18 protein-coding genes are annotated in these 24,611 nt (G+C 66.9%); 13 read left to right on the forward strand and 5 right to left on the reverse strand.

The genetic code is table 11. From position 1 onward, the window contains the following. The first annotated feature begins 87 nt into the window (after positions 1-87). Together AB4112_RS06130 and AB4112_RS06135 are read left to right on the forward strand one after the other, a co-directional pair. Positions 88-897: an SDR family NAD(P)-dependent oxidoreductase gene (locus AB4112_RS06130; RefSeq protein WP_441717773.1), complete on the forward strand. Its 810-nt coding sequence runs from the start codon at positions 88-90 to the stop codon at positions 895-897. Between the two features lie 167 nt (positions 898-1,064). Continuing rightward, positions 1,065-2,414, forward strand: coding sequence for a DNA cytosine methyltransferase (locus AB4112_RS06135; protein WP_441717775.1), 1,350 nt, complete (start codon positions 1,065-1,067; stop codon positions 2,412-2,414). Here the strand turns inward: AB4112_RS06135 and AB4112_RS06140 are convergent. Together AB4112_RS06140 and AB4112_RS06145 are read right to left on the reverse strand one after the other, a co-directional pair. After that, positions 2,325-3,278, reverse strand: a complete 954-nt coding sequence (locus AB4112_RS06140) for a hypothetical protein (protein WP_441717777.1) — start codon at positions 3,276-3,278, stop codon at positions 2,325-2,327. The genes AB4112_RS06135 and AB4112_RS06140 overlap by 90 nt on opposite strands. Next, positions 3,275-5,617: an ATP-binding protein gene (locus AB4112_RS06145; RefSeq protein ID WP_441717779.1), complete on the reverse strand. Its 2,343-nt coding sequence runs from the start codon at positions 5,615-5,617 to the stop codon at positions 3,275-3,277. The genes AB4112_RS06140 and AB4112_RS06145 overlap by 4 nt, the downstream gene beginning before the upstream one ends. 266 nt (positions 5,618-5,883) lie before the next feature. On the opposite strand from AB4112_RS06145, the gene AB4112_RS06150 reads away from it, so the two are divergent. From AB4112_RS06150 to AB4112_RS06190, 9 genes are all read left to right on the forward strand, one after another. Continuing rightward, positions 5,884-6,366, forward strand: coding sequence for a very short patch repair endonuclease (locus tag AB4112_RS06150; protein WP_441718318.1), 483 nt, complete (start codon positions 5,884-5,886; stop codon positions 6,364-6,366). A gap of 134 nt (positions 6,367-6,500) precedes the next feature. Continuing rightward, on the forward strand, positions 6,501-7,883 hold the full coding sequence (locus tag AB4112_RS06155) for an aminotransferase-like domain-containing protein (protein ID WP_441717781.1): 1,383 nt from the start codon (positions 6,501-6,503) through the stop codon (positions 7,881-7,883). 111 nt (positions 7,884-7,994) lie between these two features. Further along, positions 7,995-8,852, forward strand: a complete 858-nt coding sequence (gene pdxY, locus AB4112_RS06160; RefSeq protein WP_441717783.1) for a pyridoxal kinase PdxY — start codon at positions 7,995-7,997, stop codon at positions 8,850-8,852. Positions 8,853-8,947: 95 nt separating this feature from the next. Next, positions 8,948-11,470, forward strand: a complete 2,523-nt coding sequence (locus tag AB4112_RS06165) for a cation:proton antiporter (RefSeq protein ID WP_441717785.1) — start codon at positions 8,948-8,950, stop codon at positions 11,468-11,470. A 267-nt stretch (positions 11,471-11,737) separates the two neighbouring features. Beyond that, positions 11,738-14,845, forward strand: coding sequence for an intermembrane phospholipid transport protein YdbH family protein (locus tag AB4112_RS06170; protein WP_441717787.1), 3,108 nt, complete (start codon positions 11,738-11,740; stop codon positions 14,843-14,845). A gap of 37 nt (positions 14,846-14,882) precedes the next feature. Beyond that, positions 14,883-15,089 (forward strand): YnbE family lipoprotein, encoded by a 207-nt coding sequence (locus AB4112_RS06175; protein ID WP_309792836.1) that lies wholly within the window; start codon positions 14,883-14,885, stop codon positions 15,087-15,089. A gap of 777 nt (positions 15,090-15,866) precedes the next feature. Next, on the forward strand, positions 15,867-16,031 hold the full coding sequence (locus AB4112_RS06180) for a hypothetical protein (protein ID WP_309792834.1): 165 nt from the start codon (positions 15,867-15,869) through the stop codon (positions 16,029-16,031). A 95-nt stretch (positions 16,032-16,126) separates the two neighbouring features. Further along, complete coding sequence (locus AB4112_RS06185) at positions 16,127-17,131, forward strand: COG1470 family protein (protein ID WP_309792832.1); 1,005 nt, start codon at positions 16,127-16,129, stop codon at positions 17,129-17,131. A gap of 9 nt (positions 17,132-17,140) precedes the next feature. After that, entirely contained in the window at positions 17,141-18,169 is a 1,029-nt protein-coding gene (locus AB4112_RS06190) for a hypothetical protein (RefSeq protein WP_309792831.1), read from the forward strand. 428 nt (positions 18,170-18,597) lie between these two features. On the opposite strand, the gene AB4112_RS06195 is transcribed toward AB4112_RS06190, so the two are convergent. Next, entirely contained in the window at positions 18,598-19,734 is a 1,137-nt protein-coding gene (locus tag AB4112_RS06195; protein WP_441717790.1) for a hypothetical protein, read from the reverse strand. Between the two features lie 127 nt (positions 19,735-19,861). Here AB4112_RS06195 and AB4112_RS06200 point away from each other — a divergent pair, with 127 nt between their 5' ends. Beyond that, positions 19,862-21,109 (forward strand): acyl-CoA dehydrogenase family protein, encoded by a 1,248-nt coding sequence (locus AB4112_RS06200; protein WP_441717792.1) that lies wholly within the window; start codon positions 19,862-19,864, stop codon positions 21,107-21,109. An 11-nt stretch (positions 21,110-21,120) separates the two neighbouring features. Here the strand turns inward: AB4112_RS06200 and AB4112_RS06205 are convergent, their stop codons facing one another. Next, positions 21,121-21,846, reverse strand: a complete 726-nt coding sequence (locus AB4112_RS06205; protein ID WP_441717797.1) for a hypothetical protein — start codon at positions 21,844-21,846, stop codon at positions 21,121-21,123. Between the two features lie 199 nt (positions 21,847-22,045). Here AB4112_RS06205 and AB4112_RS06210 point away from each other — a divergent pair, with 199 nt between their 5' ends. Further along, on the forward strand, positions 22,046-23,539 hold the full coding sequence (locus tag AB4112_RS06210) for a CoA-acylating methylmalonate-semialdehyde dehydrogenase (RefSeq protein ID WP_441717800.1): 1,494 nt from the start codon (positions 22,046-22,048) through the stop codon (positions 23,537-23,539). A 382-nt stretch (positions 23,540-23,921) separates the two neighbouring features. Here AB4112_RS06210 and AB4112_RS06215 read toward each other — a convergent pair whose 3' ends face one another. Continuing rightward, on the reverse strand, positions 23,922-24,545 hold the full coding sequence (locus AB4112_RS06215) for an FMN-dependent NADH-azoreductase (protein WP_441717803.1): 624 nt from the start codon (positions 24,543-24,545) through the stop codon (positions 23,922-23,924). Positions 24,546-24,611 lie beyond the last annotated feature (66 nt).

The following is a 24,611-nucleotide window of genomic DNA, read 5'->3' on the forward strand; positions in this document are numbered from 1 at the left end:
CGACGAGAGACGAGTGCCGGAACCCCGTGCCCCGGCCGGCGCCGGAGCGTAGGCTGAGGCATCCGAATCCAGGCGCGGAGCCATGCCATGCAGATCTCGTTCAAGGGCCGGAGGGTCGTGGTGGCGGGCGGCAGCCGCGGCATCGGCCGGTCGATCGCCCTGGCCTTCGCGGCGGAGGGCGCCGATGTCGCGGTCTGCGCCCGGGGCGCGCCGGGCCTCGCGGCGATCGAGGACGAGCTGAAGCGGCAGGGCGGGACGGTCTTCGCCATGGCCTGCGACCTCGGCGAGGCCACGGCCGCCGAGCGCTTCGTGACGGCGGCCGCCGGCGCGCTCGGCGGCATCGACGTCCTGGTCAACAACGCGTCGGGTCTCGGCTCGACGGATGACGAGGCCGGCTGGCTCGCCAGCGTCAACGTCGACCTGATGGCGACGGTGCGCGCCACCCGGGCGGCCATCCCGTTCCTGGAGCAGGCTGGCCCGGAGAAGGCGGGCCCGGAGCAGGCGAGCCTGGCGCAGGCGGGCCTGGCCGCGGGGGGCGGCGCCATCATCAACATCTCGTCGATCTCCGGCCTCAGCGCGGTGCCGCGGTCGCTGCCCTACGCCGCGGTCAAGGCGGCGCTGGTCAACTACACGATGGGCCAGGGGCTGGCGCTGGCGCCGAAGCGCATCCGGGTGAACGCCATCGCGCCCGGCTCGATCGAGTTCCCGGGCGGCGGGTGGGAGAGGCGCAGGACGTCCGACCCCCAACTCTACCAGCGCACGCTCGACCACATCCCCTGGGGGCGGTTCGGGACGCCGGAGGAGATCGCCAAGGTCGCGCTGTTCCTGGCGAGCGACATGGCGAGCTGGGTGACGGGACAGACCATCGTGGTCGACGGTGGGCAGGTGCTGAGCTGAAGGGAGCTATGTGTGGAGGTTTGCCGTGGCGGTGCCCGTGGGTCTCCGGGTGCCGGGATCGCGCCGCATCGCGGCGCCATCGCTTTGAGACGAATCGCCTCCGAAAGTGCTGACGATAATGTATGCAGTCTGCAATAATGCGCTGTGCACGGCGGGGATTGGATATTATGGCAGGACATGGCGAGATAGAGGTTCCCGCGAATGTTCTCGATGCCGCGCGGAGGCCGACGTTTGTCGACGTGTTCGCGGGCTGTGGCGGCCTAAGCCTAGGATTGAAGCGCGCTGGCTGGCGAGGCCTATTCGCCATCGAGCGGGACGCGTTCGCGTTCGAGACACTTTCGACCAATTTCGCCGACGGCCGTGGCGCCCTATCCTATAGCTGGCCACAGGGAATCGCACGGCAACCGTGGGATATTGCTCAGCTGCTCAGCAGCAACGAAGTCGAACTGCGCGGTCTTGCCGGGTCAGTGGATCTGCTCGCGGGTGGGCCCCCTTGCCAAGGCTTCTCGCACGCTGGGCGACGGCGCCCCGACGATCCACGCAATCAGCTGTTTGAAGCCTATCTGGAACTGGTCGGCATGGTCCGCCCACGAGCTGTGCTGATCGAGAATGTTCGTGGCTTTACCTCAAGCTTCGATCGTCGCGAGCATTCCGGAATCACCAATTTCGCAGATGCGCTGCGCAACAGGTTGGAAGCCGACTACAATACAGTCAGCGCTGTGATTAAGACGAGCAATTTGGGGGTTCCCCAGTCCCGCTCCCGCTTCTTCCTGATTGGGCTTCGCAAGGACGAGGGGATGGCCGGCAAGCTCGGATGCTTTTTCGATGACCTATACGAACGCTCGTCGTCCTTTCTTACGATGCGAGGACTCCCGCAGCGGCCAGCAGCACGCGACGCGATCAGCGATCTTGAGGTGCGGCGCAACGGGACTGTCCCCTGCGATGATTGCCCCGGCTTCGAGGCCATCGACTATAGTGTTCCGACGTGTGCCTACCAGATTGCGATGCGCGATGGCTTCGAGGGCAAGCCAAGCGATACCCGGCTCGCCCGGCATCGGCCGGAGATCCGAGAGCGTTTCGCCTCGATCATCCACAGTTCGCGTGAGGAAGGCCGCCTTAACGTCTCAATTTCGCCTGAGACGCGCCGGGCACACGGGTTGAAGAAGATGGCGATCCGCGTCATGGATCCGCTGGGGCCTGCGCCGACCATCACAAGCCTGCCAGACGATCTGCTACACTATTCGGAACCGCGCACCCTGACAGTGCGGGAGAATGCCCGGCTGCAGTCCTTCCCCGACTGGTTCTCGTTCAAGGGAAAATACACCACTGGCGGACATCGCCGGGCGAAAGAAGTCCCGCGATTCACTCAAGTCGCGAATGCTGTCCCGCCGCTCGTCGCTGAGCAGATCGGCCTCTGCCTCGCCCCCCTATTGGGCGACTTCAAAGAGATGCACCTCAAGAGCCGTGCAGATCTCAGTAAGGGCGACCTTCTGCTCGCGCAGCTTGCCGCGGAATGAGCGCATCCAAGCGTCGTCGATAGTCACAGGGGGCCTGCCGCGCTTGATCGCACGAAGCGTGATCGTGCCGTCGTCCGCCATATCTTCCTTGGCATGAGCAAGCGTATTCCGGTTCTGGATTATGTCAGATTCATATTTTTTAAAGGTCTCTAGTGCTTTCGTGGGCTTCGACTTCATCAGCTTGCAGACGCGATTGATCGCTTTGAAACGTTGCATCGAGGAAAAGAGACCACTGTCGGTGACAATGTCGAGAATTTGTGTCTTTGCGACTGCGCCTCGGAGCTTCTCGACTCTCTCCACTTCGCCTGTGAGTAGCTTTTCGAGGGTTTCCTTTCCTGTCGCCACGAGCCGATCATTCGGCGAGCCGAACACTTTTTCCAGAACCTCTTCCATTAGTACGTCCATCTCGGCGACCTCGGCCATGGCGATGCCACGCATATGGTTGAGGTCGACCGCTTTGCCGATCACGGTGTCGGCAAGCCCCTTGAGCGTTTCATCGAGATTATCTCGGGAAGCCACGAAGACACCCGGGACTTCTTCCTCCGCAAGCTTCGCCAGAAGGTTTACGCCCGGATCGGACGAGTAGAACACCATATCGGTGTATCTCAGTCCTTTTCTTAGCTTAGCTGCGGCCCCGGCGCCGTCGATGTCACTCCTGCCCAAGTTGAAATCGACCGCGACAAGATTGAAGTTCCGGCCATCTTTCAGAGCAAGTGTCCTCATTCCTTTAGGTGAAAGATCGGCAGCATTGTGGCATTTCAGTGAGAAGCCGTTCACCTCCAGGTGATCCCGAAGGAGCGCTACCGAATTCTGGATCGAGCTGGGATTGTCGTCGACGACGAGCAGCTGAAATTCGAGCTTCACGACGGAAACCTCATTCTGAGATGCGCGCCGGCAAGCTCGTCGGAATACGGTTCGTCCATCACTTCGATCTCCCCCCCAAGGCCATCGATGACTTGTTTCACGTGGAAAAGGCCTAGTCCCGAGCCGTCGGTGGTCGTCACCCCCTTGTCGAATGCTCGGCTGCGCAGACCCAGCGATGTCGGCCAGCCAGTGCCGTCGTCTGCCACGTGGACCTCAAGCATCGGCTTTGCACCCTTGGTTTTCGTGACAAAGAACCAAATACTATCCGCCTGGGCCTTTGCCGAATTCGAAATCAGATTGTCGATGACAATGCCGACTTCGATCGGACGGAAGCGCCGCTCGACGGCACCTCCGTCCGTTTCCACGTTCACGGCGACGCCGCGCGGCGCCCAAAGCGTCGAGATCGTCTCGATGTAGTCTCGGATGTAGACTGAAAGGTCAGCCTTTACCTCTGTTGACTGCTGCTTGTAGCCGCCTTTGGTGGCGAAGCGGGCCGCAGTAAGTATCTGGCTGTTCCGGAATGACACGTGCTCCAGGAATGAAATCCACTCGTCGCCTTCGATCGCCGCGCCGCCCCGGAGTTTGCCCATCATGCGCTTTATGCCCTGCTGGACGTCAGAAGCGTGGATTATGATTTGATGGTGTAGGTTGAGGATTGTGTCTTGATCGAGAGAGCCAGCGGCCACCAGAAAAGCATTCCGCTCACGTTCCTCGCCGTAAAGCCGCCCTGCTACGGCCGCGGCGCTCTCAGCTGCTGATGCGCGTGCCTCGGCCCTGCGTTCCGCTTCTCGCGCCTCAGCCTCTGAAGCCTGTAGCTCTCTGATCCGGCGCTTTGCACCCTCGACCCGGGTAAGCAGCGCGGCATCTCCAGTTTGTTCTGCCAGTAGTTCGAGAGCGGCGAGCGAAGTTTCGAACGCCTGCGATTTTTCGTCAACGATTCGGACCAAATCGGGATTGTATTCGAGAAGCTCGACACCTTCTGTGGCGGCCAGACGCGAGACGAGTTGAGCCACCATCGCGCTACTCTCGTCTCTATATATTCTGGAAGAGTCCGCTACGTCGTTGTCAAATTTGTCTTTCCAGGTAATATCGACGACGTAACGCTCTAGTCTCCGAATACATTTGTCGCGAATGCAGGTAATAAGGTCCTCTACCTGCGGGTTGACGATCAGGCCCTGATTCCGGCTCGTCGCTTCATCGAAGCCGGTAACGCCTTTGATCTCGACCCTTCCGATGACATCGCGACCGCCCAGAAATCTCCGCTGACCCTGTTGCTTGCGCTGATTCAACCGGAAGAAGTCGTCATCCTCCGCGCCAATTGGAAACACGCGAAATCCATTTCGAAACAGAAAGATCGAGCCAAATTGGACAGATGGTAGACCCATTCGATGGGAGAATACTGTTTTTGCGCTCCGATTTAGGAAATATATGTCGGCGATCAACTTGGTTTCAGAAATGCTTGGATATGGATTGCTTTCTCTGATTCGATAGATAAGCTCCCCACGATCTTCCAATGTTGTTTCTATAGATCGTCCATCATCCGATATATTGATATGAATCAATGTTGTTCGCTGTTTAAGGACGTCAAGTATCGAGTTTTCAATTGGACCGTTGACCAATGTACGAAGAGGCTGGTCCTCGCGCCGGCCGGTATTATATGCAGCGTCGGCTTCGTCAGCGATAACCTCGGCAGGAGCCTCAATCTCGATCCGGAAGCGACGCGGACCTTGCGCGAAGGGGTCGATCAGCTTAGTGAGTTCACGCTTCAGTTTCTGCAGTTTGGCCCGATCCCATTCCGACCGCAGTCCTGTGATCCGCAGGACCGTGCCGGTCGCACCGTGTGGTTGACCTACTTCAGAAGGGAAATCAGTGAGCACGTCGAGGTCGACCTCAACATCGCCGAATTCCTCGTGTGGATCTTTCTCGTAGAGCTGCCAGTCAATGTCGAGGCTCTGGACCGTGCCGCCTCTTGGCCTGGAGAATAGCTGCAGCCTGGCGCCGAGCCGGTCGCATGAAAAGCGCCCGACACCCTTGGCGCCGGCATAAGCCCGAGTTCGCTCGCCGATATGATCGCGATAGTCATCGTCCTCGGTGCCCTCGCGCTTGGCCGAGAAGGCGACGAATAGCCACTTGTCTAGAATGTCGTCGCGTCTCATGCCCTTGCCATTGTCGGCAATGGTGATTGCATCCTCTTCAAACGTGATGGACACCTTTCGGGCATGCGCATCAAAGGAGTTTTTCACGAGTTCGAACACGGCGACGAAATCGTCGGTAATGAGGTCGCGCCCAATCAGGTCCTTCAGACCCGTGCTGATTCTAAACGCCTTACGCTCTGCCAAACCTACCCCCTGGCATCCGGCTCCGCCGCGAAGGCGGTGTTTGGAAGCGACGGCATCCGCTGCGCCGCCTTCGCAGTCGCCTGTCCGGCGCACAGGCCGGTCACTACGGCTCTACAACCGCGCCCTATAAGAACTCTAAAATCGGGTCCGTTTACAAGTTCTTGTAGAACCCATTGCCGCTTCTCAATGTTAATCAATCTATCTGAGCGCATCACTATCAGCCTGATGTATCACAAGTGCAGGATCTGGGGGCAGGCAAAATCGTGGTGGATTCCCTGACGCCGGCAGAACGCTCCGCCAGAATGGCGCTAATTCGATCCGGGGGCACCTTGCCCGAGGTGTTGCTTAGACGTGCGCTCCACGGGCTCGGGCTGAGGTTCGTGCTGCACAAGAAAGAACTGCCGGGTCGGCCAGATCTTGTCTTCCCGAAACACCGGGCGGTTGTCTTCGTCCATGGGTGCTTTTGGCACCGCCATTCCAACTGCAAGGTGGCGTCGACACCGAAAAGCAACACTCGCTATTGGCAGGATAAGTTTGACCGTAACGTCGAGCGAGATGTTAGGGTTCAGACTCAACTTCTGGCGCTGGGATGGCGCGTGTTTGTCGTTTGGGAGTGCGAGCTTCGGTCAAGGCTACTCGTCAGGGACGTAGCCGAGCGGCTGGCGTCAGCTATAAGCTCCGAGGATTCCATGCATGGCCAACTGAGATTAAGTGTGGCAGTTGAAGCCGCCGCCAGCGGGACTGCATGATTCTCGATGCTTTCCTCTGCACCCTGACAATCCAGCCATGCCGCCCCCGCATCCGGTCCTTCCTGGCCTGATTGTCCCGATCGTGCTGTGATGCGGATCGATACAATCCGGGCGCAATCGGGAAGGGCCCTGCCATGTGGATGCCGTCGCTGGTCGACCGCTCGGGGCCGAAATACCTGCGCATCGCCGACGCCATCGCCGAGGACGTCTATGCCGGCCGGCTGAAGGTCGGCGAGCGCCTGCCCACCCATCGCGACCTCGCCTGGCGGCTCGGCGTCACCGTCGGCACCGTCAGCCGCGCCTATGCCGAGGCCGAGCGCCGCGGGCTGGTGGCCGGCGAGGTCGGGCGCGGCAGCTTCGTCAAGGCCGGCGCCCGGTCCCAGGCCACGCTCGACATGCCCGCGGTCGGCGGGCCGCAGACCATCGAGCTCGGCGTCAACCGGCCGCCCGCCCATGTCATCGTCGACGAATTCGCCAAGGCGATGCGCCGGGTGGCGGACAGCAACAACCTCGCCGAGCTGATCAACTACCAGGCCCACACCGGGCGGTGGGAGCACCGCGCCGCCGGAGCCAAGTGGATCCGCCGCCGCGGCGTCGAGGTCGGGCCCGAGCGCGTGCTGGTCACCAGCGGCGCCGAGCACGCCATCACCGCGTCGCTGATGGCGTTCAGCGACCCCGGCGACCCGATCCTGGTGGAGGAGCTGACCTGGTCCGGCGTGCGCGCTTTGGCCAGCCTGCTGCGGCTGTCGCTGCGCTCGGTGGCGATGGACGAGGAGGGCATGATCCCCGAGGCGCTGGAGGCGGTGGGCCGGGCGTCCGGCGCGCGGCTGCTCTACACCACGCCGACCATGCACAACCCCACCACCAAGACGATGTCGACCGAGCGGCGGCGGGCGATCGCCGAGGTGTGCCGCGACCTCGGCATCACCATCATCGAGGACGACATCTACGGCTATGTCGCCGAGGACCCGCCGCCGGCCCTGGCCAGCTTCGCGCCCGAGCGCAGCATCTACATCACCGCGGCGTCGAAGAGCATGGCACCGTCGCTGCGCATCGGCTTCGCGGCCATGCCGTCCGACCGCATCGGGCGCTTCAGCTCCGCCGCCCGGGCCACCAACTGGATGGCGCCGCCGGTCATGGCGCAGATCGTGGCCGACTGGATCGAGGACGGCACCTGCGACGTGCTGGCCGACCGCATCCGGCGCGAGACCAAGGCGCGCCAGGCGGTGGCGGTGCGGGCGCTGGAGGGGCTGGTGTGGCACACCAAGCCCGGCTGCTTCCACATCTGGCTGGAACTGCCGGAGCCGTGGCGGGCGCAGGATGTGGTGGCGGCGGCCCGGCAGCGCGGCCTGGCCATGACCTCGACCGAGCTGTTCGTGCCCGGCCGGGCCGAGACGCCGCACGCCATGCGCATCACCCTGACCGCCACCGCCGATGTCGACGAGCTCGACCGGGGGTTGCGGGCGCTGGTGGCGCTGTTGAGGAGCGATCCTGACATGAGCCTGGCGGCCGCGTAGGTTGGGTTCGCGTCTGCGAACCCAACATTCCAGCCACCGCGCCATCGTTGGGTTCGCAAAGCGGCGAACCCAACCTACGATCGAACCGACACCTCACACGAAAGACGCCCCGTGACCGCCATCCTCTCGATCCAGTCCTCCGTCGCCTATGGCCATGTCGGCAACAGCGCCGCGGTGTTCCCGCTGCAGCGGCTGGGGATCGATGTCTGGCCGGTGCTGACCGTGCATTTCAGCAACCACACCGGCTATGGCAGCTTCCGCGGCCCGGTGCTGCCGGCCGACCAGATCGCCGAGGTGCTGCGCGGGGTCGAGGAGCGCGGCGTGCTGCCGGGCTGCGACGCGGTGCTGTCGGGCTATATGGGCGACGTGTCGCTGGGCCATGTCGTGCTGGACGCGGTGGCCAAGGTCAAGGCGGCCAACCCGAAGGCGGTCTATTGCTGCGACCCGGTGCTGGGCGATGTCGGGCGCGGCTTCTTCGTCCGCCCCGGCCTGCCGGAGTTCATGCGCGACCAGGCGGTGCCGCGCGCCGACATCATCACCCCCAACCAGTTCGAGCTGGAGTTCCTGGCCGGCGGCCCGATCGCCACCCTGGACGACGCGCTGGCCGCCGCCCGCGCGGTGCAGGCGACCGGGCCGAAGATCGTGCTGGTCACCAGCCTGACCCGCAGCGACGCGCCGGCCGACGCCATCGAGATGCTGGCGGTGGCGCCGGACGGGGCCTGGATCGTGGCGACGCCGCGGCTGCCGCTCAACGTCAACGGCTCGGGCGACATCACCGCGGCGCTGTTCCTGGCGCATTGGCTGCGCAGCGGCAGCCCGGCCACGGCGCTGGGCCGCACCGCCGCGACCGTGTTCGCGGTGATGGAGGAGACCCACCGGGCCGGCAAGCGCGAGATCCAGATCGTCGCCGCCCAGGACGCCATCGCCAACCCGCCGGAGCGGTTCGCGGTGCGGCAGGTGGCGGGGTAGGGGCGCCGCCTCTCCGAAGAGAGCGACAGGCCCGCCGGCTCGTGTAGTATCGGCGGGCCGGACGGGGGGCGTCCGGACTCTGCCGATGGGAACCGATGCCCGATATCGCTCTGGCCGTGCTGGCCATCTCCGTGGTCCTGGTGCTGGTGGCGCTGCTGCAGCCGCTGGCCGCGCGGCTGTCGCTGCCGCACCCTGTGCTGATCGCCGGGCTCGGCATCGCCATCGGCGCCATCGGCACCGTCTCCGGCGTGATCGGCAGCGGCGGCCCGCTGACCGAGCTGGCGCACGGCCTGATCGGGACCGAGATCTCGTCCGAGGCCATCCTGTACATCTTCCTGCCGATCCTGCTGTTCGAGGCGGGCCTGGGCATGGATGTGCGGCGGATGATGGACGACCTCGCGCCGATCCTGACGCTGGCCGTGGTCGCCGTGCTGGTCTGCAGCCTGGTGGTCGGGCTGGCGCTGTGGGGCGCCTCGTCGCAAAGCCTGATCCTGTGCCTGCTGCTGGGCGCCATCGTCGCCACCACCGACCCGGCGGCGGTGATCGGCATCTTCCGCGACGCCGGGGCGCCGCGCCGCCTGACCATCCTGGTCGAGGGCGAGAGCCTGCTGAACGACGCCGCCGCCATCACCCTCTACATCGTGCTGGTCGGGCTGCTGACCGCCGGCGCGGCGGCCGATGCCGAGGCCGATGTCGGCGGCGCGGCGCTGCTGTTCCTGCGCTTCTTCATCGGCGGCGGCGTGTTCGGCTTCATCGCCAGCCGGGTCGCCTTCGCGGCGATGCGGCCGCTCAACCGCTTCCCGCTGGCCGAGGTCACCGTCACCCTGGCGCTGCCCTACATCGCCTATGTCGTCGCCGAGCGCTACCTGCACGTCTCCGGCGTGGTCGCGGTGGTGACGGTGGCGCTGGTGGTGGGGTCGACCGGCCGGGTGCGGATCTCGGCCGAGGGCTGGGAGGGGCTGGAGAAGGTGTGGAAGCTGCTCGGCTTCGGCGCCGCCGCCCTGATCTTCGTCTTCGCCACCATGCTGGTGCCCGACTTCCTGCGCGACACCACGGTCGAGGACGGGCTGCTGCTGCTGGTGCTGATCGTCGCCGCCTTCGCGGCGCGGGCGGTGGTGCTGTGGGGGCTGCTGCCGCTGCTGACCGCGCTCAAGATCTCCCAGCCGGTCAGCGGGCCCTACCGGCTGGTGATCCTGTGGGGCGGGCTGCGCGGCGCCGTCACCCTGGCGCTGGCCCTGGCGGTCAGCGAGAACCCGCAGCTCGGCCCCGAGGCGACCCATTTCGTCGAGGTGCTGGCCACCGGCTTCGTGCTGTGGACGCTGCTGGTCAACGCCACCACGCTGCGGCTGGTGATGCGCGCCGTGGGCCTCAACGCCCTGAGCCCGACCGAGGTCGCGCTGCGCGACCGCGCCCTGCACCAGGCGCGCGAGGGCATCGCCGAGCGGATCGAGGAGATCGCCGAGGAGCAGCACCTGGCGCCGGAGCTGGCCAAGGAGGCCGCCGAGGCCTATCGCAGCCGCCTCAGCGGCCTCGCCAGCCGGCCCTTCATGCTCGACCCGGTCGAGCGCGAGCGGGTCGGGCTGATGGCCCTGGCCAACCGCGAGCGCGACCTGGTGGTCGAGCATTTCGACCAGAAGCTGATGTCGCGCCGCACCACGGTCGACCTGCTGGCCCAGGTCGGGCGGCTGCACGACGCGGCGATGACCGACGGCCGCGCCGGCTACCTCGCGGCGTCCACCCGCAACATCGATTTCAGCACCAATTTCCGCGTCACCATGCTGCTGCAGCGCTACACCGGCTGGCAGGGCCCGCTGGCGGGCCGCATCGCCGACCGGCTGGAGATGCTGAAGGTCGCGCGGATGATGATCGAGATGCTGAAGCGCCACGCCGAGGCCGAGCTGCGGCGGCTGCTCGGCGCCGAGGTCTGGCAGTCGCTCGACGCGGTGCTGACCACCCGGCTGGACGGCTGCGTCGCCGCGATCGACGCGCTGCGGCTGCAATATCCCGACTACGAGCGGGCGATGTCCGAGCGCTTCCTGCGCTGGGCGGCGCTGCGCCTGGAATCGGCCGAATACGACGAGCTGCGCAACCAGCAGTTCATCAGCGGCGAGATCTACGAGGACCTGCAGCGCGACGTCAGCCGCCTCAACGACACGTTGCAGCGCCGGCCGGCGCTCGACCTCGGCCTCAGCACCGAGGCGCTGGTGCAGCGGCTGCCGTTCTTCCAGGGCCTGGGCGAGGAGCGCATCGCCCAGATCTGCAAGCTGCTGAAGCCGCTGTTCGCGGTGCCGGGCGAGACCATCATCAATGCCGGCGACCGCGGCGACACCATGTACTTCATCTCCTCCGGCGCGGTGGAGATCGGGCGCGGCGGGCGCAAGTTCCGGCTCGGCCGCGGCGACTTCTTCGGCGAGATGGCGGTGCTGATCAGCGGCCGCCGCACCGCCTCGGTCACCGCCATCGCCTTCTGCAAGCTCCTGGTGCTGAACGCCCGCGACCTGCAGGAGCTGGCCAGCGCCCATCCCGACCTGCGCCGCACCATCAGCGCCGTGGCCCGGGCCCGCAGCGCCGAGCCGGGGCGCAGCATCTCGGCCGTCGGCGAGGAGGAGCCGGTCTGAGACCGTCCGGAAACGCGCCGGCGCGGCCGTCTGACGGCGGTTCCTGCGCTTCCGGTGCTCACGGACGACCATGTCCGCTGCGCGCCGGTTCTCGGAACCACCGCCAGCCGACTCACGCCGCCATGTTTCCGAACGATCTCGGAGCGGACAGGAAGGGAACCGGGACGCCGCCCCGGCGTTCCTGGCGCATGACGCTGCCGCGCCCGTTCCGAACCCCTTGTCGCCGCGCGGTTCCAGCGGCCGCCGGCGTCGGCTAGACTGACCATTATGCCGCGCCTTCTCCCCAATCGTCGCTGGACGATCGGCCTTCTCGGCCTCCTGGGATTTCTGGTGGTGCTGGCCGTCGGCGCGCGGGCGGTGCTGCCGGGCTGGGTGCAGGGCGAGGCCATCGCCCGGCTGCGGGCCGAAGGCATCCCGGTCGACCGCCTCACCGTGTCCGACCTCAACATCGGCTCGGCCGAGATCGGCGGCATCGCCCTGGCGGACGGGCAGATCAAGATCGACCGCATCTCGCTCGGCTTTAACCCTTGGACCCTGATCCGCAGCGGCCATCTCGGCTCGATCGCCCTGTCCGGGGTCTCGATCCGCATCGGCATCGACCGCTCCGGCGCGCTGGCCCTGCCGCGGATGGAGGTGCTGACCCGGCCGTCGACCGGCGGCGGCCAGGACATCGAGATCCCGTTCCAGTCGATCTCGGTCACCGACAGCATGATCGTGCTCGACACGCCCTACGGCACCATCCGCACCCCGGTCGAGGCCGAGGGCGAGGTCAACGAGCTGGGCCGGCTGGTGTGGAAGGGCCGGCTGACGCCCGCCGGCGCCGGCGGCACCGCCAGCGCCCATTTCGACCTGACCAACACCCCCAAGGGCCAGGTCTGGGGCGGCGTCCAGCTGGAACAGGCGGTGTTCCGCTCGGACCAGCTGTCGCTCGACGGCGTCAGCGGCTGGATCGCCTATGGCGGCGAGCGCGACACCAGCGGCAAGATCGAGGGCGCGCTGACGGTGGCGGAGGTCGAGCGCGGCACGTCCCGGCTGCATGATTTCGGCCTGCAGGGCAACGGCTCGCTGCAGCGTGTCGAGCAGCTGAACGTCGCCGCCAAGATCGGCGACGAGAAGGGCACCATCGGCCTGCAGCTGCAGAGCGCGCGGCAGGGCGAGGGCACCGACCTGGCGCTGCAGGTCGCCGCCAACGACCTGGCGGCGGTGGCGCCCGCTTTGGGCTTCGAGGGCGGCGTCACCGGCAAGGCCAACCTCAACGCCTGGGTGACGGTGCGGACGCCCGGCCTGCCCAGCATCGACGAGCTGCCGCGGATGCTGGCCGACGGCTTCATCCGCCTGTCGACCGACGGGGTCCGGGTCGGCAGCGGGGTGGTGCTGCAGACCGGGCAGGTCAACGCCGATATCGACTTGGCGGGCGGCAAGCTGACCCTGGCCGGCAACCGGCCCTGGAAGGTGGTCGGCCGCTTCGCCGCCGGCAAGCTGTCGGTCGATCTCGACTGGCTGCCCGGCGACGGCGGGCCGCAGCGCCTGGTGTTCAGCCGCGTCGGCGACACCTGGTGGACGCGGCTGGCCGGCGCCACCAAAGGCAATGTCGCCGGCTTCGACGTCTCGGGCTCGGTCGATGCCGAGCTGGGCCTCAACGATGCCGGCCAGGCCAGGGTGCGGGTGCCGGAGGCGGTGCTGGACCTCGACCCGTTCGAAGCGATCGGCCTGACCGTCGATCCCGGCCCGATGACGGTGTCGGGCGAGACCACCGATGACGGCTGGACCGCGAAGCTCTCCGGCAGCTCGACCATCGGCCTGCCCGGCAAGGCCGGCGGCAACGCCACGGCGCATGGCACCATGCGGGTCGATTCGGTCGACAACCGCGTCACCGTGCGGCCGGAAGGCTGCCTGGGCGTCGACATCCCGGCCCAGGACTTCACCCCGCGGCTGCGCCTGGCCGAACCCACCGCCGCCCAGCTGTGCCCGGATGGCGACCTGCCGCTGCTCGAGACCGACCTCGCCTCCGACCTCCCGCCGCTGCTGCGCGGCACCATGCCGGCGGTGGCGCTGGACCTGTCGATCGGCGGCGGGGCGTCGGCGACGCGGCTGGTCGCGACCACGCCCAGCCTCGCCATCGTGCCGGTGCAGCCCGTGGGCACCTACCGCATCACCGCCCAGGACGGGCAGCTGGCGCTGCCGGGGGCGGGGCTGACGGTGCAGGGGGTGGATGCCGACATCGCCCTCGATCCCGGTGCCGACGCGCCGGCCGACGCCCACCTCACCGCCCGGCAACTGTCGATCGACGGCAACCCGGTGGCGCCGCTGTCGGCCACCGCCCACACCCGGTTCGACTCCGTCACCAACATCCTCTCGGTCGAGGCCGATATCGCCGACCTGCAGGGGCGGGCGCGGGCCACGGCCACCGGCCAGCACGATCTGGCGACCGGCGCCGGTGGGCTCGACCTGCATCTCGACCCGATCCGCTTCCGCAAGCGCGGGCTGCAGCCGCGCGACGTGATCCCCGCCCTGGCCGCGGCGCCGCTCACCTGCGTCGACGGGCGGCTGGCCGGCGACGGGCGCATCGCCTGGGGCGAGGGCGCCGGGACCCTGATCGGCCTGCAGCTGCGCAACGTTGCCTTCCGCACCCCCTGGGGCCGGGCGGAGGGCGCATCCGCCGACCTGCGGCTCGACCAGCTCACGCCGCTGCGGCTGCCGGCGGGGCAGCGGATGACGGTCGGGCGCTTCGTCATCGACGACAAGACGCCGCCCGTGTCCGGCATCGACGCCCGCTTCGGCTGGAGCCAGGCCGGCGGCATCGACCTGCGGCAGGTGGCGCTGGACTGGACCGGGGCGAAGATCCGGATCGACCGCGGCCCGGGGCGCCGCGCGCTTTCGGTGCTGCGGATCGAGGGCCTCGACCTGGCCCGGGCCGTGGCCGCGGCCGGGATCGGCGACGTCGTCGCCACCGGCACGATCGACGGCACCGTGCCGTTTCGCCTCGACCGCGGCGCCGTGGTGGTCGAGGGCGGGGTGCTGGCGACCCGCGGCCCGGGCGAGATCCGCTACGGCGCCCAGTCGGCGCCCGAGGCGATCAAGGCCGCGGCGTCCGAGCCGGGCATGGACACGCTGATGACGGCGCTGCAGAACTTCCAGTACCAGTCGCTGCGGGCGACGCTGGACGGCCGCAGCGACGGCGAGGCGCGGGTGCGGCTGGCGGTGCGCGGGTCCAACCCCGACCTCTACGGCGGCTTCCCGATCGCGCTGAATGTCGACCTGTCGGGCGCGCTCTACGTCATCGCCCGGCAGACCATGGCCCTGGCGCAGATCGGCGACCGCGTCCGGGACTATTATGCGCAGCGGCTGGGGCGCCGCACGGCCGCGCCATGCTGACGAAGCCGACATGCCGAACGGGAAAGGCCCGACACCGATGACCGACCGATCCCGAACCGGCCGCGCCGTCCGCGCCGGCCTCTGCCTCGCCGGGCTGCTCGGCGGCTGTTCGCCGGTGATCCGGGTCGAGGCGCCGGACAAGCCGATCGAGATCAACCTGAACGTCCGGGTCGACCAGCAGGTCAAGGTCCAGGTCGATCGCGACCTGCAGAAGGTGGTCGGCAAGAACCCGGCGGCACCCTAGAGGCAAAGTCCGAGCGGCCCCACCGTTGAGATCGTCACCTGTGGGTGGAAAGCGGACTTGGGAGGTGCGCGGCGTCGCCTCGGCCGATGTCCGCAAGCGGCGGATTCTGTTGAAAAAGTCGGAGCGCCATTTCCGTGCGCAACAAAGAGACTAAAAGTAGGCGTCTGGAGCACAAAAAGATGCTAGATGGCGGACGAATCTGCAGCAAACTTGCTCGATATTGCACTCCAAGTAGTCGTTCAGGACTTTTTCAATGATATCCGCCATATCCGGCCATAGCTGCGGCTTCACTAAACCGGATGTTGGCCGAACTGGCTAGATTGGGCTCTTTCTGGCCGACCTAGCGAGCCAGAGCCTTCCAAAACCGGTCATCTAACTCGGCTCCCCGCTGCTGCGTTGAGTTCGTCGCCATCGGCTTCCGCCGCCAGCGGGGATCGAGACATTTGTCGAAGAGCCCGCTCACTCGACCTCGGCCTAGCACCTTTGGACGATTGCGGCTGATTTGGGCTTAATTGTGCAGGCTCGCTGTGGTAACATGTATCCCTCGGCATTTTTATTGCTAATCGGCGTCCGATATTGCCCTCCTCAAGCGGCGGGCTTTAGCGTTATCGTTCGCCCCGTCGAAATTGGCATGCGTTGTGGCTGCGGGCTGATCGCAGCTTTTGATCGCCAACTGTCGTTGGCCGGTCTCCATCCTGTCCGGCGCTTCGCGGGCAGTTGCGGTGCGGCTGACGGGCGCCCTTCGTTCGCCGGTGCCGAGGGGAAGGACATTTCGACATGGATTTCATCGAACGTATCTTCGGCGTCTCCCCGGACGGCGGATCGGGTTCTCTCGAGGCGGCGATTCTGCTGATCCCGTTCGTCGCCTACGGCGCCTTCGTCGCATGGTCCCGATGGAGAGGGCGCAGCGCGGCCCCGACGCGGAATAAGCGAGGCCGGTGAGCGGACGATATATGACCGCTGGGCGAAAAGTGGGCGCCTCCTGACGTTGAAGCGGAGATCGAGCGCCACCGGCCCGGCGACGGGAGTGCTGCGGCATGAACCACGTCAAGTTCATCCTGAGGATCGTGCTCCATCTGCTGCAGGTCCTCACCTATCGGTGGGCGGTCGACGGCATCGATCTGCTCAAGCGCCTGATCGCGGTGATCAGGGCTCTGTGCGCCCGGCTGAAGCTCCCCCATTCGGAGCAGGAGGCGGCAGGCAAGGACCCCTGCGAGGTCGATCATCCCTCCTTCCACCGCCCCGATCCCTGTATCTATTCGCAGCAGTATCTCCTGAGCCTCGGCCTGCCGGTCACCTGGGACAACCCCGACATCGTCCTTCGCCGCGGCGGTGTCATCGTACCGGAAAACGATCTCCTGCCCGATACCGACTATGAGATTGGCGCGACGATCTGGAACAATTCCTATGAGGCGCCCTGCGTCGGGCTGAAGGTGATTTTCTCCTATCTGTCCTTTGGCATCGCGACCGTCTCGACCGCGATCGGCACGACCTTCGTCAATCTCGGCGTCAAGGGCGGTGCCGGTGCTCCGGCCGACGCACGCATGCCCTGGAGGACGCCGCCGACGGCGGGGCATTATTGCCTGCAGGTCTTGCTAGAATGGGTCGACGACGCCAATCCGGCGAACAATCTCGGGCAAAACAATCTCGACGTTGTTGCTGCCCATTCGCCGGCCCAGTTCGCCTTCGGCCTGCGCAATGATTCCGCGAAACCGCGAAGCTACGCCTTCGAGGTTGACACCTATGCCATTCCCGATCCGGAGGCCTGCAAGGCCGCGATCGGCCCGGAGGACCGCGGCACATTTCCGGAGCGCCTGCGCCGCATCAGGGTGCGCCACAACCGCGCGCTCTTCCCAGTGCCGCCCGGATGGGCAGTCGACATCCAGCCGCCGGCCCCGCAGCTCGCGCCCGGCCAGGAAGTCCAGGTCGCGGTCGAGATCACACCGCGCACCGGCTTCACAGGCGAAAAGCCGTTCAACGTGAACGCCCTGTCAGATGGCGTCTATGCCGGCGGTGTGACACTCAAGGTCACCAAGAGCTAGGGGGACGTCATGGCCTATCGCCAATACACATCCTGCGTCCAGCCGATCAATTTCGTGGGTGCCACTGTTGTTGGCTATACCTATCTCTTGGGCATTCTAGGGCTGATCGCCGCGGCTTTCATCGCTGCCTATGCGGTGCCGGGGGGTTCTTCTCTCATCTACACGCTGCCGATCCTGATCGCACTCTTCATCGCGCTGATCATTTTTCTTCTCTGGTGGCTCTATGACCGGCTGATCTGCCTGGGCGGCGTGGTCTGCGCCATCGGTCTCGTCGAGGGTCACAATCATCCGCCCGATCTGACCAAGGCCGGTGACGACGACTACACAATCAACATTTTTCTGGCCGGGGGCCCGACCGACATTGCACGGCCCAAGCAGGAGTTCTGGGATGGCCCGCTCGGCGATCTGGTCGCCGAGCAGCCGGCAATCCTGCAGATCGGTCTTCACTACGGGCAGAACGGCTCGGATCTCAACCACATGAAGATGCTGCACTGCGAATTCGAAGGCAGCGGCATCCGCAACATGCTGATCTGGGCCAATCTGACATTGGCGATTCTGATCGCAGCGCTGGTGCTGCTGCTGGCCGCCGGCCCGATCGGGTACATCATCGCGACCATCCTCTGGATTCTCGCCGCGCTGTTGGGTCTCGGCGAGATCGCCAGCTATTTCAACCCGCTGGACGTCGGCTCACCGTCCGACGTCGATCACAACAAGGGCGAGATCAACCGCGGTGACCTTGTGATCGTCAAGGGCGACTGGATCTACGATTCACTCCATGTCGGTTGGAACGAGATGCATGCCGTGCATGATTGCCAGGTCATCTTGCGCGGCCTGAATTTCGAAGATCCCTGGCCGGCCGACATCGGCATGGGACTGGGCCTTGACACCCCCGACCGGGTGAAGGCCGCGGTCAAGTTCTGGTGCGACATGCTCAATAACGCGACGATCGCGCAGACCAACGGCAATCGTGACGACCCCGCTCAGAACTGGGTTGTCCATCCCGCGATCGATGGATGCTCGAAAGTCTTCATCCCATGAGAATCGTGTCACCACCGGTTTCGAGGCTCGCCGGGCCGAAGGGGGTATCCGCTTCAGGGGAGCCTTAAAGGCCCTTGGATGTCGGCAATGGGGGACAGGCCGTGTGCAAACGCCAGGCCACATCTCCGGTGAGCAATTCTGCTACCGATTAGGGCGCTGTCCAGAATCTTTTGCGATCCTTCGGCGTCCCCTCCCGATAGAGGATTGCGCGACAGTGCTCACCAATCGGGTTTTTACACAGCCTCGGGACAAAGCCGCCGTTTGGGCGCCCGAGCCGAAACTTCGACTAAGGGCCGTAAGCGCTCACTCCGCGCGTCGGGCGCAGGACCCCATCTCGACTGTCCGCGTTGGGTCGAAAGGCGCCAGAGCTGCCGGAATTCGCCCCTGCGGCGCGAGGGCGATCGCCATAGCGGACCCCTGGCGCCGCATCACACATCCGGCGGCCGGCCATGCGCCAGGGTCAGGGAGCGGGCGAGGGCGGGGCCGAGCGGCAGGCCGTGGGCGTCGCGCAGATAGACCTGGAAGTCGTAGATCGTCACCGCCGGGCAGGTCTCGAACTCCAGGATCTGCAGCGCTCCGTCCTCGGCCATCCGGATGTCGACCGAGAAATAGTCGCGCAGGCCGAACAGTGCGGCCAGCCGCGGCACCATGGCCTCGATCGCCGCGACGGTCGCGGCGGCACCCGGGTTCGACCGGGCCTCGGCGCGCAGGTCCGACAGCTTCGGCACGAAGGCGCGGTCCTGGCCGGTGCCGAAGCCGGTTTCGGCACCCTCGGTGTCGCGGCTGCCCGACAGGCTGGCATTGTCGCGCATGGTCATGAAGGCGCCGCCGGTCTCGCTGTCCGGGTCCTTCAGCAGCCGGGAGATGCCGAGCGACGGGGCCAAGGGGCGGCCGACATCCATGAAGCTGACTCGCAGGTCGTGGCCGGGGATGAAAGGCTGGATCACCGCCCGGTCGCGGTAGCGGTGGTGCAGGCGCGCGGCCAGGCGCAGGGCGCCGGCGGCATCCGCGGCCGTGGAATCGCCGAAGATGCCGATCTTGGCGCCCAGCGTGTTGGGCTTGACGAAGAACGGCCCCGGCCCCTCCAGCACCGCGCCGCCGGCGATCACCCTGTCGCCCTCGGCCAGGGCGGTGGGTGGCACCGGCAGGCCGGCGGCAGCGGCCAGGGCGGTGCATTTGAACTTGTCCTGGCACAGATGCTGGGCCTGCGGCGGGCTGCCATAGCTGCGGATGCCGGCGAGCCGGGCCAAGGCGGGCGCGGCGCTGCCGCGGTAATAGGCGATGCCGTCGGTCTGGCACCACAGGATGGTGTCGTGCCGCCGCGCCATCAGGTCCGGCAGCGCGTCGACCAGCCCGTCGAGCTCGACGAAGACGGCGTCCAGCCCGGCCTCGCCGAGCGCCGCGGCGATCTCCGGCCGGATGGCGGCGAGGTCGGTCGCCTGGGCCAGGTAGCAGGCGATCTCCGCGGCGATGCCGGCATCGAAGCCGGCCGCCGTCAGCCGCGCCCGGCAGGCGGCCTCGGGCTCATAGGCGATGACGACGCGGCGGAGCGGGGAGGGCGGCATGGGCGGCTCACAGGGTGGCGGCGGGCGGCCGGGGCAGGCTGCAACCGTAACCTCATTCCCGGAATCCGTCATGCTGCGGCAACCCGGGCGCCGCAGGGTTCGGGCTGCAACAGCTTGGGAGAGGGCCATGCAGCCCCAGACCTCGGTTCGGGACATCTCGACCATCGACGCGCAAGGCGGCGGGACGGCAGGATCTCCGGCCGAGGCGCAGGCCGACGCGGCCGCGCGGCTGCTTGCCGACATCCGCGGCCTGGCCCCGGCCCTCGCCGCGCGGGCGGCGGAATTCGAGGCCGCGCGCCGGATGCCGCTCGACGTGGTCGACACGCTGCGGTCGATCGGCGTCTTCCGCATGTTCGCGCCGCGCAGCCATGGCGGGCTGGAGCTGACGCTGCCGCAGGCGCTGGAGGCCCTCGCCGCGCTCAGCCGGATCGACGGTTCGGTCGGCTGGACCGCGATGATCGGCAGCGCCTCCGCCGTGTTCCTGCCCCAGCTGCCGCGCACGACCTATGAGCGGATCTATCGCGATGGGCCGGACACGATCTGCGCCGGTACCATCGCGCCGCTGGGTAAGGCCGAGGTGGTGCCGGGCGGCTATCGGGTGACCGGGCGCTGGCCCTTCGCCAGCGGCTGCCAGCATGCCGACTGGATGCTCGGGCTGTGCGTCGTGACCCGGGGCGGCAAGCCGCTTCCCGGGCCCGCCGGCGAGGCCGGCCCGCCGCTGATCCGCGGCGTGGTGATGCCGGCGCGGGAGTGGCAGATCGAGGACACCTGGGACGTCGCCGGGCTCAAGGGCACCGGCAGCCACCACATCGCGCTGACCGACACGCTGGTGCCGGACGCGAACGTCTTCGACTTTCCCGACGGCAGGGCGTGCCAGCCGGGGCCGCTGTACCAGGCCGTGCCGCATCTGCTGGCGCTGTTCCACGGCGCCTTCAGCACCGGCATGGCCGAGGGTGTCCTGGCCGAGCTGGTGGAGCTGGCCGGCACCGGGCGGCAGCAGCTGCGGGCGCCGGCGCCGATGCGGGATTCGGAGCTGTTCCAGGCCGAGCTCGGCCGGGTCGCGGCCGATGTCCGGGCGCTGCGGCCGGTGCTGATGGCCCAGGCCGAAAGCCATTGGCGCCACGCCCAGGCGGGCACGCTGAAGGACGACGCGCTCTACGCCCAGGGTGTCCAGACCGGGGTGTGGATCGTCACCACCGCCGTCCGCGCCGCCGATGCCTGCTACACCCTGGCCGGCGGCGCCGCGGTCTACGACACTTCGCCGCTGCAGCGCCGGATGCGCGACCTGCACACCGCGGCCCAGCACGCCGCGGTGCAGCAGCGCCAGTATGTCGGCGCCGGCAAGCTGCTGCTGGACCGGGCCAAGGTTCACTAAACGGCAGTCTCTTACGGGAAGGCGCAGACTTCGCTGGTCACACGGACGAAGCTGCGCTCGGCCTCGACCAGGCTGAAGCGGTACTCCTTCTCGCCGACCACCATGGTCTGGAACAGCGGCAGGACGCCGGTCGCGGTGGCCTGCTTGCCATCGATGCCGCGGAAGTTGACGGTCACGGACTTGGCCGGGTCGTACCAGGCCTGCGCCTTGCCGGCATCGTCGACCGTGCCCTCGCCGCGGCCGGTCACGGCGATGGTGTTGTTGGCGAAGGCGACCGAGCCGTTGGAGCCGACGGCGTTCTGGGTCGGCAGGATGAAGCGCTTGCTCTCGCCCGCCTTGCAGTCGCGCGGCGGGGCCGCCTGGTCGATGTAGAAGGCCAGGCGCTGCGGGTCGAGCCCGTCATGCAGCCGCTGCGAGACCTTGTCGGCCAGCTCGCGGTAGGTGCCGGTCGGCACTTCGCGCTCGAATCGGGCCATCAGCTCGCGGTACTGGATCTGCGCCGTCTGGGCCGCCGCCTGCAGCTGGATGCGCTCCTGCTCCAGCCCGCCTTTGGCCTGGGACAGGCTGGTGACCTGGCCCTGCAGCGTCGCGATCTGCCCCTTGGTCCGCTCGACGCCGATCTGGTAGGCGAAGCCCGCCGCCACCAGCAGCACGGTGATCGAGAAGAACACGCGGATGATCGTGCCCCAGACGCGCCGGCGGTAGCGACGCTCCGGATCATAGAGACCGAGACCCATGCACCCAATCCTAACCCTTTGCCGGCGGGCGCCGCCGCCGTAGCATGGGCCGACAGTTACGACACGGGCACCCCGGCCGCCAAGCCTGTCGGTGCGATCACGGCGATTCGGTCCGCTTTTCCCGGCCGGGCCGCCGCGCTACAATCGGCCCGTTCCAAGCGGTCGGTGCTATAGAATTTTTGTTCTGGAGGAGCGCAGCGTGGGTTCGATCCATCATTTCATCGACGGCAAGGCCGCGCCCGGCCGCAGCGGCCGCGGCGGCGACGTGTTCAACCCGGCGACCGGCGAGGTCTCGGGCCGTGTCGACTTCGCCTCGACCGAGGATGCCGATGCCGCCATCGCCTCGGCCCAGAAGGCGCTGCCCGGCTGGGCGGCGACGCCGACGGTGATCCGCGCCCGCGTGATGTTCAGGTTCAAGCAGCTGATCGAGGAGAACGTCGAGGAGCTGGCGCAGATCGTCACCGCCGAGCACGGCAAGGTCCTGTCCGACGCCAAGGGCTCGATCCAGCGCGGGTTGGAGGTGGTGGAGTTCGCCTGCGGCATCCCGCATCTGCTGAAGGGCGAATTCTCCGAGAATGTCGGGCGCGAGATCGACAGCTTCTCGATCCGCCAGCCGGTCGGGGTCTGCGCCGGCATCACGCCGTTCAACTTCCCGGTGATGGTGCCGCTGTGGATGTTCTCCATCGCCATCGCCTGCGGCAACACCTTCGTGCTGAAGCCGTCGGAGAAGGACCCGTCCGCCGCCAACTGGCTGGCCGCCAAGCTGCTCGAGGCGGGCGCGCCTCCGGGCGTGCTGAACGTGCTGCATGGCGACAAGGTCGCGGTCGATTCGCTGCTGACCGACCCGCGCGTCGCCGCCGTCAGCTTCGTCGGGTCGACTGCGATCGGCGAGTACATCTATTCGACCGCGGCCGCCCACGGGAAGCGGGTACAGGCGCTGTGCGGCGCCAAGAACCACATGGTGGTGATGCCGGACGCCGACCTCGACAAGGCGGTCGACGCGCTGATGGGGGCCGGCTACGGCTCGGCCGGCGAGCGCTGCATGGCGGTGTCGGTGGCGGTCGCGGTCGGTGACGTCGGCGACCGGCTGGTCGAGAAGCTGGTGCCCAAGGTGCGGGCGCTGAAGGTGGCGCCGGGCACCGATCCGGAGGCCGAGATGGGGCCGCTGGTCACCAAGCAGCACTACGACAAGGTGCGTGGCTATGTCGACATCGGCGTCCAGGAGGGCGCCAAGCTGCTGGTCGACGGCCGCGGCCTGAAGCTGCAGGGCTATGAGGGCGGCTATTTTGTCGGCGGCTGCCTGTTCGACCATGTCGAGCCGAACATGCGGATCTACAAGGAAGAGATCTTCGGGCCGGTGCTGTCCGTGGTCCGCGCGCCGGACTTCAAGACCGCGCTGGGCCTGGTCAACGACCACGAATACGGCAACGGCACCGCGATCTTCACCCGCGACGGCGACGCGGCGCGGACCTTCGTCAGCAACTGCAATGTCGGCATGGTCGGCGTCAACGTGCCGATCCCGGTGCCGATGGCATTCCACACCTTCGGCGGCTGGAAGCGGTCGGCCTTCGGCGATCTCGGCATGTACGGCAATGACGGCGTGCGCTTCTACACCAAGCTGAAGACGGTGACCGAGCGCTGGCCGACGGGGATCAAGGGCGGGGCCGAGTTCACCATGCCGGTGATGCGCTGAACGGTGATGATGGGAGGTGAGCCTAAAGCTCACCTCCCAATTTCCGATTGTCATCCTCGGGCTTGGCCCACTGCTGTCCGGTTGAGGCGAAAACACAGGCGACAGTAGAATTTAGAGCAACGCTACACCCCTCCATTGTCATGCCACGGCTTGACCGTGGCATCCAGGGGCGGCCAGAGCGGCTCTTGGTGGCCCCTGGATTGCCCGGTCAAGCCGGGCAATGACAATAAAAGTTGAGATCTATGCCTTCATCTACAATCCGGAAAACTTAACCGGACACCCGTGGGCTTGACCCGAGGATCCAGGGGCTTTCAAGAACGGCTCCTGGTGGCCCCTGGATTGCCGGGTCAAGCCCGGCAATGACAATAGAAGGTGAGACTGTTCAGGCGGCTTCGACGAGGCCCGACGAGGCCTTGGCCTGCAGATGCGCCTCGGCCACGGCGCGGTCGCGGTGCTCCGGGCCCATCGCCAGGCCCTCGGCGCGGACGAAGTCGATCTCGGTGACGCCGAGGAAGCCGAGGATGGTGCGCAGATAGGCCTCCTGATGGTCCAGGGCCTCGAGACCTGCGGTGTAGACGCCGCCGCGCGAGGAGACGATGACGACCTTGCGGCCGCCGGCCAGGCCGATCGGGCCCTTCTCGGTGTAGCGGAAGGTGCGCCCCGCCTGCGCCAACCGGTCGATCCAGGCCTTCAGCTGGGTCGGCACCGAGAAATTGTACATCGGCGCGCCGATCACCACGACATCGGCCGACAGGAACTCCCCGACGATGGCGTCGACCAGCACCCGCTCCTCGGCCTGGGGGCCCGTCAGGTCCGCATCCTTGCCGAACTTCACCACGGCGGCGCGCTCGCCCGACAGGTGCTCCGGCGGGGCGGCGGCGAGATCGCGATACACCAGCTCGGCCTGGGGATAGCGGGCGCGCCAGCCGTCGACGGTCGCCTTGGTCAGCTGGCGGGACACCGAGGCGTCGCCGAGCACGCTGGAATCGATGTGCAGGATCTTCATGGGGTAGCCCCTCGGTGTTACAGATGACATCGACATTGCATTTACGAGTGATGCCAATCAGTCTGT

The sequence above is a fragment of the Inquilinus sp. 2KB_23 genome (assembly GCF_052115705.1).
GTDB lineage: Bacteria > Pseudomonadota > Alphaproteobacteria > DSM-16000 > Inquilinaceae > Inquilinus > Inquilinus ginsengisoli_A.

What these genes read in the sequence shown, in the direction of transcription:
- AB4112_RS06130 (WP_441717773.1), top strand. Translation starts at nt 88, where the DNA reads ATGCAGATCTCGTTCAAGGGCCGGAGGGTCGTGGTGGCGGGCGGCAGC.
- AB4112_RS06135 (WP_441717775.1), top strand. Translation starts at nt 1,065, where the DNA reads ATGGCAGGACATGGCGAGATAGAGGTTCCCGCGAATGTTCTCGATGCC.
- AB4112_RS06155 (WP_441717781.1), top strand. Translation starts at nt 6,501, where the DNA reads ATGTGGATGCCGTCGCTGGTCGACCGCTCGGGGCCGAAATACCTGCGC.
- AB4112_RS06165 (WP_441717785.1), top strand. Translation starts at nt 8,948, where the DNA reads ATGCCCGATATCGCTCTGGCCGTGCTGGCCATCTCCGTGGTCCTGGTG.
- AB4112_RS06170 (WP_441717787.1), top strand. Translation starts at nt 11,738, where the DNA reads ATGCCGCGCCTTCTCCCCAATCGTCGCTGGACGATCGGCCTTCTCGGC.
- AB4112_RS06175 (WP_309792836.1), top strand. Translation starts at nt 14,883, where the DNA reads ATGACCGACCGATCCCGAACCGGCCGCGCCGTCCGCGCCGGCCTCTGC.
- AB4112_RS06180 (WP_309792834.1), top strand. Translation starts at nt 15,867, where the DNA reads ATGGATTTCATCGAACGTATCTTCGGCGTCTCCCCGGACGGCGGATCG.
- AB4112_RS06185 (WP_309792832.1), top strand. Translation starts at nt 16,127, where the DNA reads ATGAACCACGTCAAGTTCATCCTGAGGATCGTGCTCCATCTGCTGCAG.
- AB4112_RS06190 (WP_309792831.1), top strand. Translation starts at nt 17,141, where the DNA reads ATGGCCTATCGCCAATACACATCCTGCGTCCAGCCGATCAATTTCGTG.
- AB4112_RS06195 (WP_441717790.1), bottom strand. Translation starts at nt 19,734, where the DNA reads ATGCCGCCCTCCCCGCTCCGCCGCGTCGTCATCGCCTATGAGCCCGAG.
- AB4112_RS06200 (WP_441717792.1), top strand. Translation starts at nt 19,862, where the DNA reads ATGCAGCCCCAGACCTCGGTTCGGGACATCTCGACCATCGACGCGCAA.
- AB4112_RS06205 (WP_441717797.1), bottom strand. Translation starts at nt 21,846, where the DNA reads ATGGGTCTCGGTCTCTATGATCCGGAGCGTCGCTACCGCCGGCGCGTC.
- AB4112_RS06215 (WP_441717803.1), bottom strand. Translation starts at nt 24,545, where the DNA reads ATGAAGATCCTGCACATCGATTCCAGCGTGCTCGGCGACGCCTCGGTG.